At 69.5% G+C, this 12858-nt stretch carries 14 protein-coding genes; 7 read left to right on the top strand and 7 right to left on the bottom strand.

Annotated features, from left to right (window positions below; genetic code table 11):
- Window positions 1–28 precede the first annotated feature (28 nt).
- A complete protein-coding gene (locus tag QOZ81_RS13920; protein WP_291205105.1) occupies window positions 29–385 on the top strand; it encodes an Hpt domain-containing protein in 357 nt (118 codons plus the stop codon).
- 3 nt (window positions 386–388) lie between these two features.
- On the opposite strand, the gene QOZ81_RS13915 is transcribed toward QOZ81_RS13920, so the two are convergent.
- Window positions 389–1150 (bottom strand): MBL fold metallo-hydrolase, encoded by a 762-nt coding sequence (locus QOZ81_RS13915; RefSeq protein ID WP_291205107.1) that lies wholly within the window; start codon window positions 1148–1150, stop codon window positions 389–391.
- Between the two features lie 77 nt (window positions 1151–1227).
- Window positions 1228–1794 carry a hypothetical protein gene (locus QOZ81_RS13910; RefSeq protein WP_300714866.1) on the bottom strand — a complete coding sequence of 189 codons (567 nt, stop codon included), beginning with the start codon at window positions 1792–1794 and terminating at the stop codon, window positions 1228–1230.
- A gap of 114 nt (window positions 1795–1908) precedes the next feature.
- On the opposite strand from QOZ81_RS13910, the gene QOZ81_RS13905 reads away from it, so the two are divergent.
- Both QOZ81_RS13905 and QOZ81_RS13900 read left to right on the top strand, forming a co-directional pair.
- Window positions 1909–2952: a tetratricopeptide repeat protein gene (locus tag QOZ81_RS13905; protein WP_291205113.1), complete on the top strand. Its 1044-nt coding sequence runs from the start codon at window positions 1909–1911 to the stop codon at window positions 2950–2952.
- Window positions 2953–3000: 48 nt separating this feature from the next.
- Window positions 3001–3879: a phosphoribosylaminoimidazolesuccinocarboxamide synthase gene (locus tag QOZ81_RS13900; RefSeq protein ID WP_291205116.1), complete on the top strand. Its 879-nt coding sequence runs from the start codon at window positions 3001–3003 to the stop codon at window positions 3877–3879.
- Window positions 3880–3888: 9 nt separating this feature from the next.
- Here QOZ81_RS13900 and QOZ81_RS13895 read toward each other — a convergent pair whose 3' ends face one another.
- From QOZ81_RS13895 to QOZ81_RS13885, 3 genes are read right to left on the bottom strand one after another with little or no spacing between them, the layout of a single operon-like run.
- On the bottom strand, window positions 3889–5148 hold the full coding sequence (locus tag QOZ81_RS13895; RefSeq protein ID WP_291205119.1) for a M16 family metallopeptidase: 1260 nt from the start codon (window positions 5146–5148) through the stop codon (window positions 3889–3891).
- Complete coding sequence (locus QOZ81_RS13890; protein WP_291205121.1) at window positions 5145–6812, bottom strand: M16 family metallopeptidase; 1668 nt, start codon at window positions 6810–6812, stop codon at window positions 5145–5147. The genes QOZ81_RS13895 and QOZ81_RS13890 overlap by 4 nt, the downstream gene beginning before the upstream one ends.
- 26 nt (window positions 6813–6838) lie before the next feature.
- On the bottom strand, window positions 6839–7744 hold the full coding sequence (locus tag QOZ81_RS13885; RefSeq protein ID WP_291205124.1) for a DUF4097 family beta strand repeat-containing protein: 906 nt from the start codon (window positions 7742–7744) through the stop codon (window positions 6839–6841).
- A 109-nt stretch (window positions 7745–7853) separates the two neighbouring features.
- Here QOZ81_RS13885 and QOZ81_RS13880 point away from each other — a divergent pair, with 109 nt between their 5' ends.
- Window positions 7854–9026, top strand: a complete 1173-nt coding sequence (locus QOZ81_RS13880) for an acetyl-CoA C-acetyltransferase (RefSeq protein WP_291205127.1) — start codon at window positions 7854–7856, stop codon at window positions 9024–9026.
- Window positions 9027–9039: 13 nt separating this feature from the next.
- Here QOZ81_RS13880 and purU read toward each other — a convergent pair whose 3' ends face one another.
- Complete coding sequence (gene purU / locus QOZ81_RS13875) at window positions 9040–9894, bottom strand: formyltetrahydrofolate deformylase (RefSeq protein WP_291205131.1); 855 nt, start codon at window positions 9892–9894, stop codon at window positions 9040–9042.
- Window positions 9895–10036: 142 nt separating this feature from the next.
- On the opposite strand from purU, the gene ftsE reads away from it, so the two are divergent.
- Together ftsE and yihA are read left to right on the top strand one after the other, a co-directional pair.
- Entirely contained in the window at window positions 10037–10723 is a 687-nt protein-coding gene (gene ftsE, locus QOZ81_RS13870; RefSeq protein ID WP_291205133.1) for a cell division ATP-binding protein FtsE, read from the top strand.
- Window positions 10724–10765: 42 nt separating this feature from the next.
- Window positions 10766–11353, top strand: a complete 588-nt coding sequence (gene yihA, locus QOZ81_RS13865) for a ribosome biogenesis GTP-binding protein YihA/YsxC (protein ID WP_291205136.1) — start codon at window positions 10766–10768, stop codon at window positions 11351–11353.
- Here yihA and QOZ81_RS13860 read toward each other — a convergent pair.
- Window positions 11350–12420 (bottom strand): VanZ family protein, encoded by a 1071-nt coding sequence (locus QOZ81_RS13860; protein ID WP_291205139.1) that lies wholly within the window; start codon window positions 12418–12420, stop codon window positions 11350–11352. The genes yihA and QOZ81_RS13860 overlap by 4 nt on opposite strands.
- A gap of 151 nt (window positions 12421–12571) precedes the next feature.
- Between QOZ81_RS13860 and QOZ81_RS13855 the strand changes: the two genes are divergently transcribed.
- Complete coding sequence (locus QOZ81_RS13855; protein WP_291205142.1) at window positions 12572–12826, top strand: hypothetical protein; 255 nt, start codon at window positions 12572–12574, stop codon at window positions 12824–12826.
- Window positions 12827–12858 lie beyond the last annotated feature (32 nt).

Raw genomic sequence — 12858 nt, 5'->3', positions numbered from 1 at the left:
GAAGCCGCTTACCCATCCGGAGCGCGCGTTGAACGACCTGCCGGTCCTCGATCTCCAGCCCTTGCGCGATCTCCTTGATCTGGGGGCGTCACCGGCGCTGGTTCACGAGCTGATCACGCTCTTCCAGGAGGATGTGCCGGCGCGGCTGGCCCTGCTGCAGAGCGCGCTGTGCGCCCGGGATGCCCAGCAGACCATGATGGAAGCGCACCAGCTGAAGGGGGCCCTGAGCAACCTGGGCCTGGTGCGGTTCGCGGAGCTGGCCTCCTGCATCGAGGCGCAGGCGCGGCAGGGTCATCTGGATGACCTGCCCGTCCTGGCGGATACCCTGCCAGGCGCCTACGCGGAGGCCCTGGCGGCCCTGCATTCGGCGTTTCCCGAGGGCTGATCCCTACCAGGTGATGCGCTCGTCCTGGCCGAGCAGGCTCACCCTGGGGTCCCCGAGGGCCTGGAGCTGCGGCAGCATGGTCGCCTTGTCCCCGGGAGTCAGGTGATAGATCCTCACCGGCACGTCGCGATGCAGCTTCTTCAGCTCGGCGCCCAGCTTCGAGGGCGTGAGGTGCTTGGAGGCTTCCGCCAGGCGGGCCTGTTCATTGGGGAAGCTGGCTTCCGTGATGACGAGCCGCAGGTTCGGCGTGGCGTTGGCGAACTCCCAGATGCGATCGGTCTCCGCGGTGTCGCTGGTGAAGAGGAAGGCATCCTTCCCGTCATCGACCTTGTACCCCACGCAGGGCACCAGGTGGTTCACGCGGATCGGCGTGATGTGCAGGCCGCAGACGTCGTAGGTGTGCTCCGGCTCGAGCTCCAGGTAGCGGATGGTGGGATCGTTCGGGCTCGGAATCACGCTGAAGTCGGGCCAGAGCTCGTCGTTGAAGAGGTGGCGCCTCAGCACGTCCAGGGTCTCGGGCAGGGCGTGGATCTCCACGGCCTCGTGGGTGCGGCCGAAGATGTTCTTGGTGAAGAAGGGCAGGGTGCAGATGTGGTCCAGGTGCGAGTGGCTGAGGAACACGTGCTGGATCCCGACCTGCTCCTCCACGGTCAGGGCCGCGGTGATGGAGCCGGCGTCGATGGCCACGCAGCCGTTCACGAGCAGCCCCGTCAGGCGCTCGCCATCAGCCTCCCCGCCACTGCAGCCCAGGATCCGGAGTTCCATCGTCCCTCGGTGAAAGTGCCCTTATGATACGGAAAAGGGGCGCCTTGGGGCGCCCCTTTCAATTGGATCGGCCAGCTTTAGAACCGGATGCCGCCATAGATGCCGACCTGCACCTGGGGCGCCATGGCGTCAGTGAGGTCCTTGGCCGTGCTGGTGGAGTCCTTCTTGGAGAGAGGCGCGGCCACTTCGAGGAGGAAGAACGGGCTCACGACAGGGGTGGGAATGCTGAAGCCCACGTTGACCCGGGCCCAGGGACGACCGAGGGTGCTGTCGGTGCTGGCGCCCGTGAGGGGCCGAAAGGTCAGCTTCTCCGAGCGGTACTCCACGCCGGCGCCCACGTTGACCAGGAGCTTCCAGTTCACCATGGCACCCGCGGCCCAGTACTGGTTCTCCAACTCGCCGAAGTTGGTTCCGCCATACGTCAGATCACCCTTGGTCTTGTTGTGCCAGGTGGCGTTCAGCTGCAGGGCGGCGATCTTCAGGTCCAGGACGTCAAAGCCGCCCCTGATGCCAAATCCCGTGGGACTCACGGCGTCGTACTTCTGGCTGGAGCCGAAAGTGGCCACCTGAGCCTTCCCGGCCTGCTTATCGACCAGCAGGCCCACCTCCCCGGCCGAAGCCGGCAGGACGGCCAGCAAAGACACGAGCAACAACCCCCTGCGCATGGTAACCCCCGATCATCTGGATACTGCATGATCAGCCCTGGTCCTGTGCCGGTCAACCTCCTTTGGATCTAGAAACTTGCTAATCTCAGTTTTATGCGGGCCCACCTGCGTTTCCTGATCCTGGACGACTTCGACCCCGACACGGGGGAGCTCGCCCTGCGGGTGGCCTTCCAGCCGGGACCGGAACCTGGACTGGAGCTGCTCAGGCTGCGGCTGCACCTGGGACGGGCGGGGAACCCTCTCGATCCCCTCACGCGGGAACTGCGCACCCACGTCCAGATGCCCCTGCCGCCCCTCTGGGAGCACGGCCTGAAGACCATCATCCATGCCATCGAGGAGGAACTGGGGGGCCCGGACGGGCGCAACGCCCTGCGCTACCTGTGGGTCCGCACCCAACTGTTGCACCCTGCAGAATCGGCACGGTCCACCCCGAACCACCCCGTGCCCCGCCAGGTGGAGATCCTGCGGGACTGGTCCCACCGCTTGGACCAGGAGGGACAGGCCCTGAGGGCCGCGGAGATCCTGGACCGCCTGCTCCTCCTGGCACCCCGAGACGTCACCGCCCTCGCCTATCTGACGGGGTTCTTCCGGTCCCAGGGCATGGCCGAGGAGATGGCGGCGGTGGCCGAGCGCTGGCTGAAGGCGGAACCGGGGCGGGTGGAGGCGAAGCTGCGCCATGGCGAGGCCCTCGTGCGCCTGGGCCGGGTCCAGGAGGCCAGGGCCGCCTTCGAGGCCGTGCTGAAGGTCCATCCCGTCCACCTGCTGGCGCACCTCGGCATGGCCCAGGCGCTGGCCCTTCTGGGCGGTAACCCCTTCCCCCACCTGGATGCCGCCCAGGAGCTGGACCCCGGGGCCACCGCCTCCGTGCTCCGGGAGACCTTCGACTATCGGCTCCTGGCCGCGCCGGCGGGGGACCGCACCTATGACCTGGAGGGGCTCCCGGCGCTCCTGGGCGTCTCGGGCGCCGAGGTGCAGGACTACCTCCAGTTCCTCGGCCTGCCCCTGGCCAGCGCCGATGGTTCCGTGCGCGAGTCCGAGCTGGCCCGCTGGGTGGGCGTGATGAACCGGTACGCGCTGCTGCCCGGCGGGCTGAACTGGTCGGCGCCCACGCCCAGGCGGCTTCCAGAACTAGGCTAGGCTGCGGGCGGATCTGCGATGATGGTCCTTTTCCATTTTGGGGGCCCCATGTCCGTCCTGCTCAGCACCGATCTCCCGTTTCCGGTCTTCCGCCGGGGCAAGGTGCGGGATGTCTACGACCTGGGCAAGCAGCTGCTCATCGTGGCCTCCGATCGCATCAGCGCCTTCGACTGCGTGATGCCCGAGGGCATCCCGGACAAGGGGCGGATCCTCACTGCGGTGGCCTCCTACTGGATGGCGGCCACCGAGGACCTGGTGCCCAACCACTTCCGCGGCAACCAGGCCTGGCCCGAGGCGGTGGCCCCCTACCGCGAGTCCCTGGCCGGCCGGGCGGTCGTCGTGGAGAAGACGCGCCCCCTGCCCATCGAGTGCGTGGTGCGCGGCTACCTGGCGGGCAGCGGCTGGAAGGAGTACCAGGCCAACGGGATGGTCTGCGGCGTGCCCCTTCCCGCGGGCCTGAGGCTCGCGGATCGGCTGCCCGAGCCCATCTTCACGCCCGCCACCAAGGCCGAGGAGGGCCATGACGAGAACATCTCCTTCGAGCGCATGGCCGACATCGTGGGCCGGGGCCTGGCGGAGAAGCTGCGGGACCTGAGCCTAGCCCTCTACCGCCGCGGCGCGGAGCTGGCCGGCCAGCGCGGCATTCTGCTGGCCGACACCAAGTTCGAATTCGGCTTGAGCGACACGGACGAGGTGATCCTGATCGACGAGGCCCTCACGCCGGACAGCAGCCGCTACTGGCTGGCGGACAGCTGGGCGCCCGGCGGGAATCCGCCGAGCCTGGACAAGCAGTTCCTGCGGGACTACCTGGAGACCCTGGAGGGCTGGAACAAGCAACCGCCGGCGCCGCACCTGCCTGCTCCCGTCGTGGATGGCATCAGAGCCCGGTACCTCGATCTGGCTTCGCGGTTTGGCGTGGAGGTATAGCGCCCTTCCCTAGCGGAGCCTGCGCTGGGATCCGGCAGTCGCGAGATCACCCGGTCCCGCCGGGACTCCGCTGATGCCGCGGCGGGTCTCGCCGGACCCGAGCCAGGTCCGGAGCGCGGCGTTCAGCTGGTCCAGTTCCAGGGCCTTCATGCGGTCGCGGGTCGCACCCCGGCCCAAGACCTGGGCCGCGGCTGCGTCCAGCTGGGCCTCCGCGTCCAGGGAATCCAGGCTGCGGGCTGCCGCCCAGGCGGACCGGGCCTTCTCCAGATCGGAGGCGCTGAACCCCCGGAGGCGAAGGGCGTCCAGGCGGCCCTGGAGCAGGGCCCAGGCCTGTGCGGGGGTGGCCTCCGGCCCGGCATCGAGGGTGGCGACCAGGCAGTCCTGGCGGCAGACGATCGAGACGGGGAAGAGGGTGGGCTCCCCCGTGATCAGCAGGGCGATCAGGGTGGTCGGCTCTGCCGCGAGGCCCGCGGGTCGGGGCAGGACAGCCTGCACCCGCAACCCCGCTCCGGGTGCGGGAATGCGCAGCGGGTTGGCCACCGGGCCCAGGGCCCTGCCTGGGGGCGCCGGGACGGAGGGCTCCAGCGGCTGGGGTGGGTCCCCGGCGGTCCATGAACCCAGGCTCAGCAGCACCAGCCGCTTGGCCTGCTCCAAGCCCACATCGCCATGGATCAGGAGCAGGGCCCGGTCCGGCCGGAACACCTTCGCCCGGAAGGCCAGGAGGTCCTCCAGGGTGATGGCGCCCAGGCTGATGGGGGTGGGGCGCGCGTCGGGGGCCTGGAGCAGGGCGGCCTCGAGCCGCTGGAAGGGGGTCGCGTCCAGTTGTTCCACCTGGCGCCAGCAGGCCAGCCGCTGGGTCTCCAGGACCATGGGATCGAAGACCGTCCGGAGCAGCCGATCTGCCAGCAGACTCAGGGCCCGGTCCTGGTCCCGGCTGCGGGCTGCCAGCCGCCACTCTAGGGCCCCGGGCTCTGTGCTGGAACGGAGCTGGATGCCGGAGTCCTCCAGCAGACGGTCGAACGCCTCCGCCTTCAGATCGGCGGCATCGGAGTGGAGGAACATCCGCATCGCCAGCAGGGGCAGCCCCTGGCGGCCCGGGGGTGTGTCGCCAGGTTCGAGGCCGAGGTGGAGCCGCACCCGGACCACGGGATGCTCATGGTCCTCCAGGTGGATCACCCGTAGCCCGTTGGGCAGGGTGAAACGCTGAGGGCTGGGTTGGGCCTGGAGGGCGAGCGCAGTCGCCAGGCTGGCCAGCAGGACCCGCCTCATCGTCTCTCCGGGGTGAGCTGGGCTTCGAGCAGCTTCAGGGTGCGCTGGCGCTCCTCGGGGTTCAACATCCGCAGCTGCCGGAGGCCTTCGGACACGAGCCGCTCCCGCTGGGCCGGGTCCTGGATGCGGTGGGCCGCCAGGGCGTTGAGCACCCGGCTCATCTCTGTCTCGAGCGGATTCAGGGGGCCGTCGGGCGTGGGTTCCAGCATCACGGTGGTCCGGTGGGTCGGCTTCAGCCAATCGCGGACGGCGGCCTGGACGGACTCCGGGGTCAGGGTGCGGAGGCGCTGGGCGTCCGATTCCAGCAGCCGCCAGTCTCCCCCTTCTGCCCAGGCCTGGCCGAGGGCGCGTGCCAGGGCGGCCGGTTCGTCCAACATCCGGACATGGTCCGCCTCCAACTGGGCGATGGCCCGCAGCCACTCGTCCTGGGGGATCGGATCCTGGTGGAGGCGGAGGATCTCGCTATGCAGGGCGCCCTCCACTTCTGCCAGGCTGTGGCCATCGGCGGGCTTCAAGCCGATCATCAGCAGACCCGGAAGCCGGCCGCCGGGCAGATCCATGCGCAGGTCCACCTGCTGGGCCATGGCCTTCTGGCGCACCAGGCGGCTTTCGAGGCGGGCGGTGCGCCCGCCTCCAAGCAGCTGTGCCGCCAGACGCAAGGGCAGGTGGTCCGGATGCCGGCGGGCGGGGAGGCGCCAGCCGCACAGCAGGCTGGGCGACCCACCCAGGGTGGCCTGCACGCGCCGGTCCCCGAGATCGGCGGGAATCTCCGGCAGCAGCGCGTCCTCGCCCTCGGGGGGCGCGGGCAGGCTGCCCAGGTGGCGTTCCAGGGTGGGCAGGGCGCTGTCCAGGCTCAGGCCGCCGATGATGATGACCATCAGATGGTCCGGCCGCAGGGTGCGCCGGGCCAGGGCCCGCAGATCCGACCAGCGGAGGGCCTCCAGCGAGGGCAGGTGGTCCGCCAGATCGCGGCCGTAGGGATGGCCGGGCAGGGCCGCGCCGCGCAGCAGGGCCACGCCCTGGGCTCCCTGGGCGCGGAGCTCGGTGACGAGGGCCGTGCGGGCCTGCGAGAACCGGCTGAGCTGGATCGACCGGAGGCGCTGGGCCTCGGTGCGGCACCAGAACTCGAAGGCCTCCTGGGGCAATTCCGTGTGGGCCTGGAGGGCATCGGCCGTGGCCTCGGCCGTCTGGCGTCCACCCCGCGCGGTGTACAGGTCGGCCAGGGGGGAAAGCGAGAACAGCGCCCTCAGGCGGCCCTGGACCGACTCCAGGTGGCTCTCCAGGGCGGGCAGGGCTGACGCGTTGGCTGGATCCTGGCGCTGGCGCTGGCGGAGGCGTTCGAGGCGGAGGGCCTCCAGCAGACCCTCCTCCTGTTTGAGCAGGGCTTCCAGGCCGGGCTGGGTCTTCGCGGGGTCCACGTCCTCGGGCCAGGTGGTCCCGTAGAGGGCCCGGGCCAGCAGATCCATGCCGCCGGCGGCCGGGGCGGGCTCCTCGGCCCAGCCCCCCCGGAAGACCAGGGTGGCGTGGAAGGCGGCCAGACCGCGCCGTTCCACCAGCAGCAGGCGGACCCCATTGGCCAGCCGCCGCTCCTGCACGTCGGCCAGGCGGGGCGTCTGGGCGTGAAGGGTGAGGAACGAGATGAGGACGGAAACCAGCAGGCGCATGGTTCCCAGAGTACTACCTCACAGTCCTACTTGACCCGGATGCTGCCGTTGGTGGTTTCGAGGCGGATCGTCTGGGTGCGGCCGGGCACCTTCACGTGGGCGCTGTGCTTGGTCTGTTCGATCACCTGGGCGCCGCTGACCTTGACCTCCAGTGAACCGTTGCTGTTCTCGGCGTGCAGGTCCCCCGCGGCCTTGCCCAGTTCCACCTCGATGCTGCCGTTGGTGGATTCCAGGTGGATGCCCTCGCCCCAGCCGTCGAGGTTGCGGGCGCGGATGCTGCCGTTGGTGGTCTCCAGGCGGATGCCGCCGTCCACGTCCTCGAGGATGATCCGTCCGTTGGTGGTGCTGCCCTTGAGGCGCGCGGCCAGGCCCCGGGCCTCGATGGGGCCGTTGGTGGTGTCCACGTGGACCTCGCCCCGGATGTGCGAGACGACGATGCTGCCGTTGGTGGCCTCGCAGCGGGCGTAGCCATCCAGGTTCTCGGCCGATACCGTGCCGTTGGTGGTCCGGAAGTGGCCCTGCAGCTTGCGGGGCACCATGAGGGTCATCTCGCAGCGGGGGCTGATGTAGACGCCGAAGCTCCAGGAGGGCTGCTGGAAGACGGCTTCGATGTCGAGGTCGGAACCCTTCCGCTGGAGCACCAGGTCCACCTTCCGCTTGGCGCTGTCCCGGATCTGGGCCGTGAGGGCGACCTCGTCCTTGTCCCAGCCGGTGACCCGGATGCCGCCATTGCGGTTCTTCACCCAGAGCTTGGAGCCCATGGCCAGTTTCTCAGTCCGCTGCTCGGTACGGGAGCCCGAGGGGATGTCCACGCCGATCATGGGCGCCGGTGGTTCGGGCGGAGCCGGCGGTGGGGGCGGCGGTGGGGGCGCCTGGGCCAGCAGGGCGCTCCCGACCAGGAACAGGGGGATCCAGCGGCGAAGGGCGATCATGGTGGCTCCCGTGGGAGAAGAAAGATCCAGGGCGGGCCTGGTGTGCAGTTCACGAACCCGGGGTGGGAAGGTTTAGTCACGATACCCTGGAACTTCCTAGGAGTGCCCCATGTCCGTGTACATCCTCTCCGCCACCCGCACGGCCGTCGGAACCTTCGGTGGCGCCCTCAAGCCGCTGAATGCGGTGCAGCTGGGCGCCCTGGCCATCACCGAGGCCCTGGCCCGGGCAGAGGTTGCCGCCGAGCAGGTGGGCGACGTGGTGCTGGGCAATGTGCTGCAGGCCGGCAGCGGCCAGAACGTCGCGCGCCTGGCGGCCCTGAAGGCCGGCCTGTCCTATGCCACCCCCGCCCACACGCCCAACCAGGTTTGCGGCTCGGGCCTCAAGGCCGTCTCGCTGGGCGCCCAGTCCATCGCCATGGGCGACGCCGACCTGGTGGTGGCCGGGGGCACCGAGAGCATGTCCAACGCCCCCTACCTGCTGCCCGCCGCCCGCTGGGGTGCCCGCATGGGCGACGCCAAGCTCATCGACAGCATGATCCAGGACGGCCTCTGGTGCGGCCACGGCGACACCCACATGGGCATCACCGCCGAGAACGTCGCCGCCAGGCACGGGATCACCCGCGAGGCCCAGGATGCCTTCGCCCTCGCCAGCCAGTCGAAGGCCGCGGCGGCACAGATCGCCGGCGCCTTCGACCGCGAAGTCTTCGCCGTGACGCTGGTCGGGAAGAAGGGCGACACGCTCTTCAACCGGGACGAGTACATCAAGACCGACGCCACCGCCGAGGGGCTGGCCAAGCTGCGCCCGGCCTTCAAGAAGGACGGCACCGTGACCGCGGGCAACGCCAGCGGCATCAACGATGGCGCCGCGGCCCTGGTGCTGGCCTCCGAGGCCGCCGCCCAGGCCCGCAAGCCCATCGCCCGCATCCTCGGCTTCGCCCAGGCCGGCGTGGACCCGGCCACCATGGGGCTGGGTCCCGTGCCCGCCATCCAGAAGCTGCTGGCCAAGACCGGCGTGAAGCTCCAGGACATCGACCTCTTCGAACTGAACGAGGCCTTCGCCGCCCAGAGTCTGGGCGTGCTGGCGGAGCTGTCCGACCTCGACCCCGCCAAGGTCAACCTGCGCGGCGGCGCCATCGCCATCGGCCACCCCATCGGCGCCAGCGGCACCCGCATCCTGGTGACGCTCCTGCATCTGCTTCAGGACGAGAACAAGAAACTCGGGCTCGCGGCCCTCTGCGTGGGCGGCGGCCAGGGCGTGGCCATGCTGGTGGAGCGGCTCTAGGGCTGGGATCGTCCTACTCGAACACCACGGTCTTGTTCCCGTAGGTGAGCACCCGGTGCTGGAGGTGCAGCCGCACGGCGCGGGAGAGGGCGAGGCGCTCCATGTCCTTGCCCTTGCGCACCAGATCCTCCACGGTGTCGCGGTGGCTCACGCGGACCACGTCCTGGTCGATGATCGGCCCGGAATCGAGATCCGGCGTGACGTAGTGGGCCGTGGCGCCGATGAGCTTCACGCCCCGGGCGTGGGCCTGGTGGTAGGGCTGGGCCCCGGCGAAGGCGGGCAGGAAGCTGTGGTGGATGTTGATGACCGAGGGGAAGGCCCCCAGAAAATCCGGGCTGAGCACCTGCATGTACTTCGCGAGGATGACCAGGTCCACCCGCTCGGAACGAAGCAGGGCCAGCTCCTGCGCCTCGGCCCCGGCCTTGGTGTCCCGGGTGATGGGCACCACGTGGAAGGGGATGCCCAGGGGTTCGACATGGCGGCCCAGGGTGGGGTGGTTGCTGAGCACGAAGGCGATCTCGGCCCCCAGCTCACCGGCCTGGTGCCGCCACAGCAGGTCCAGGAGGCAGTGCTCCTGTTTGCTGCACCAGAGGGCGATCCTGGGGACCACGTCCGAGAAGTGCAGCTCCCAGTGGCCACCCATGGGGTCGGCGATGGCCGCCAGGCCCGCCCGGAGTCCCGCGCGGTCCAGGTCCAGGCCCGCGACCTCCACCTCGATGCGGCCCAGGAAGCGCCCGGCCTGCAGATCCGAGTGGTGGTCCGAGTCGACGATGTTGCCGCCGTGCTGGTACATGAAGCCGGTCAGGCGGGCCACGATGCCCTTCTGGTCCGGGCAGGAGATGAGGAAGATGGCCGTCGGGTTGGACATGATCCATTTCACCCTGGGCCGCCCTGAACCACAATCCATGGGGCTGGCAAGGCGTTGCAGGGGGTCCCCGAGGACGCCGGTGGAGCGGGTTCCCATCCAATCTGCGGCCATCTGCGCCATCTGCGGTTTAATACTCCTAGCCATGATCACGCTCACCCACGTCGGCAAGCAGTACGACCGCATCCACACCGCCCTGGCGGATGTGAGCTTCAGCATCGACGCCGGCGAGTTCGTGTTCCTCACGGGGCCCAGCGGCGCGGGGAAGTCCACCCTGCTGAAGCTGCTCTTCCGCGAGCAGATTCCCAGCAGCGGCGAGATCCAGATGGCGGGGCACCGGCTGGCCTCCATGGCCGAGACGGAGATTCCCCTGCTGCGTCGCAAGCTGGGCGTGGTCTTCCAGGACTTCAAGCTCATCCGCAGCCGCACCATCTTCGAGAACGTGTCCTTCGTGCTGAAGGTGCTGGGCGTCAGCGCCGCCGAGCAGAAGCAGCGCACTTTCCGCGCCCTGAAGATGGTGGGACTGCAGCACAAGCTCAGCAGCTACCCCCTGCAGCTGTCCGGCGGCGAGCAGCAGCGCGTGGCCATCGCCCGCGCCCTGGTGAACGATCCCCTGGTGCTGCTGGCGGACGAGCCCACGGGCAACCTGGATCCCGATCTGGCCCACGAGATCATGGCCCTCTTCGAGCGCATCAACGGCCAGGGCACCACGGTGGTCGTGGCCACCCACGATCGCAGCCTCATCCAGCGTATGCGCAAGCGCGTCATCGGCCTGGACCACGGCCGCATCGCCTTCGACCAGCCCGCGCCGACGAGCCTCGTGACAGTGTGAGGAGCCGTTGGCTGTAGCCTGAAGTCAGCAGATTGGATCCCCATGGCCCAGCCCCTCACCGATGCCCGCTTCGTCACCTCCGCCGCCGACGCCCGGAAGCTGGGGATCTGCCACGCGGAAGTGGCCTTCGTGGGCCGCAGCAACGTGGGGAAGTCCTCGCTGTTGAACGCCCTCGCCAACCAGAAGCAGCTGGCCCGCGTGTCCAAGACGCCCGGCCGCACGCGGCTCATCAATGTGTTCCTCACGGGGCCGGATCGCTGGATCGTGGACCTGCCGGGCTACGGCTTCGCCACGGGTCCCGCCGCTGAGCGGGCCACCTGGCAGGCCATGGTGGAGGGCTACCTCACGAGCCGGCCCACGCTGCGCATGGTCTTCGTGCTGGTGGACGCGGAAGTGGGCCCCACCAAGCTGGATCACCAGATGATCGAGTGGCTGCGCGTCGAGGGCCTGCCCCACCGCATCGTGGCCACCAAGAGCGACCAGGTGAAACCCAGCAAGGCGCTGAAACAGCGCAAGGACGTGGCCGCCGACTTGCATTTGCAGGCACCGGACATCGCTTGGGTGAGCGCCGCGAAGGGCCTCGGCATTCCCGAGCTGCGCCGCGAGGTGGCGGACCTGCTGGACCTTTAGAGCGCCTCCACCTTCCCGCCGCGCCACACCATGAACCGCCCCTCGTGGGCCCAGGGCAGGGCGATGCCGTTGGCCTCGACCTCGTGGGTATGGAAGTGGCCGGTGAGGAAGGTCGTGCCCGGGTGGGACTCGGCGGCGGCGCGGAAGGCCCGCCTCGGGAAGGCCAGCTTGTAGGTGCTGTTGGTGGTGCGGAGCTTCCGTTCCATCCAGGCGGATACCCGGCGGGCGGTGCCGCTGGGCATCAGGCGGAACAGCAGCCAGAGGAGGCCGGAGCGCGAGACCAGGTTCCACAGCCGGTACTGCCGGTCGGCGGTGTTGACGAGGTCGCCGTGCTCCCAAGTCAGGGGCTCGCCTTCGAGCCTGCCGCCGATGCCTTCGCCCATGAGGTCGAAGCCGGCGGCATGCCGCTCGAGGAAATACTCGCGGTTGCCCAGCCACAGCCCCACCCAGCGGCCTGCGGTCCTGCGGACGCGAACCCACTCAAGGAAGGCCCGCTGGGCTTCGGTCTCCATGCCGGGCATCCCGACCCACACGTCGAACACATCGCCGAGGAAGAGCCAGTCGGCTTCCGGGAAGCGCGCGGTGCCTTCCTCGAGACCCGTGAGCTCCGCCGCCCAGTGGGGGTCGGCCACCAGGATCAGGTCCCGGCCCGGATCGGAACGCCGGGTCGTGCCGCGCCACCAGGACAGCGCCGCCAAGTGGCGAGTGAACAGGAGGTGGAGGTTCCCGGCCAGAAGCCCCAATCCCCCCCCGAAGGCATCGGCGACCCAGTCGCCGAACTCGCAGGACCGACCGGGCACGAAGCTCTGGTGCCACTCGTCCGTGGCGCCGAACACGGCCACCATCCCGAAGACCAGCAGATGCCTCCGGTACATGGGCAAGTCCGGCCGACTGCGCCGGATCGCCAAGTCCAGGGCCCAGGCGAGGCCCCCGAACACGCAGGCGTGGGCGACCTTGTCCAGAGGCGGCGGCAGCTGGATGCCGCCCGGATAATGGGACTGGGCGCTCAGCCAGACGATGGTTGCGGCCACTGCCAGGGGAAAGAGCCAGAGCCAACGCGTGCGCATGCCCCATCCAAACACAGGCCGGGCCCGGAAGCGAACAGGACGGATGCGGGAGGGCAGAAAAGACCCACTCGTGGCCTTCTCAAGCCGCTTCTTAACATCAATTAACTTGTGAACCGATCAGTCGACTGACTAGATGGATCCAGAGGTTTCCATGCAGTTGACGTCCCACGACCGTTGCGTGCTCCACCTGGCATCCCGGGATGCCGAAGGGCGCCTCGGCTTCTACCTCGATGAAGAAGGCGTGGTCACGCTGCTGGGCAAGGGCGAGACCCAGGCCGTGCCCGCCGGGGAATCGCTGCCGAAGCTGGAGGAGGGCGGGCTGCTGAGCCTGGACCTCAGCCACTCCTACGTGCTCACGCCGAAGGGGTGGGAAGCGGTGCGGGCGCTGGTGGCGCTGGCCTCCTGATCCGGCGCGCTCACGGCGGGAACGGCACCGGT

The organism is Geothrix sp. (assembly GCF_030219325.1).
GTDB lineage: Bacteria > Acidobacteriota > Holophagae > Holophagales > Holophagaceae > Geothrix.
Note: the sequence above shows the minus strand (reverse complement) of the source record. Positions and strands in the feature narration are given on the sequence as shown.

What these genes read in the sequence shown, in the direction of transcription:
- QOZ81_RS13915 (WP_291205107.1), bottom strand. Translation starts at nt 1,150, where the DNA reads ATGGAACTCCGGATCCTGGGCTGCAGTGGCGGGGAGGCTGATGGCGAG.
- QOZ81_RS13905 (WP_291205113.1), top strand. Translation starts at nt 1,909, where the DNA reads ATGCGGGCCCACCTGCGTTTCCTGATCCTGGACGACTTCGACCCCGAC.
- QOZ81_RS13900 (WP_291205116.1), top strand. Translation starts at nt 3,001, where the DNA reads ATGTCCGTCCTGCTCAGCACCGATCTCCCGTTTCCGGTCTTCCGCCGG.
- QOZ81_RS13895 (WP_291205119.1), bottom strand. Translation starts at nt 5,148, where the DNA reads ATGAGGCGGGTCCTGCTGGCCAGCCTGGCGACTGCGCTCGCCCTCCAG.
- QOZ81_RS13890 (WP_291205121.1), bottom strand. Translation starts at nt 6,812, where the DNA reads ATGCGCCTGCTGGTTTCCGTCCTCATCTCGTTCCTCACCCTTCACGCC.
- QOZ81_RS13885 (WP_291205124.1), bottom strand. Translation starts at nt 7,744, where the DNA reads ATGATCGCCCTTCGCCGCTGGATCCCCCTGTTCCTGGTCGGGAGCGCC.
- QOZ81_RS13880 (WP_291205127.1), top strand. Translation starts at nt 7,854, where the DNA reads ATGTCCGTGTACATCCTCTCCGCCACCCGCACGGCCGTCGGAACCTTC.
- purU (WP_291205131.1), bottom strand. Translation starts at nt 9,894, where the DNA reads ATGTCCAACCCGACGGCCATCTTCCTCATCTCCTGCCCGGACCAGAAG.
- ftsE (WP_291205133.1), top strand. Translation starts at nt 10,037, where the DNA reads ATGATCACGCTCACCCACGTCGGCAAGCAGTACGACCGCATCCACACC.
- yihA (WP_291205136.1), top strand. Translation starts at nt 10,766, where the DNA reads ATGGCCCAGCCCCTCACCGATGCCCGCTTCGTCACCTCCGCCGCCGAC.
- QOZ81_RS13860 (WP_291205139.1), bottom strand. Translation starts at nt 12,420, where the DNA reads ATGCGCACGCGTTGGCTCTGGCTCTTTCCCCTGGCAGTGGCCGCAACC.
- QOZ81_RS13855 (WP_291205142.1), top strand. Translation starts at nt 12,572, where the DNA reads ATGCAGTTGACGTCCCACGACCGTTGCGTGCTCCACCTGGCATCCCGG.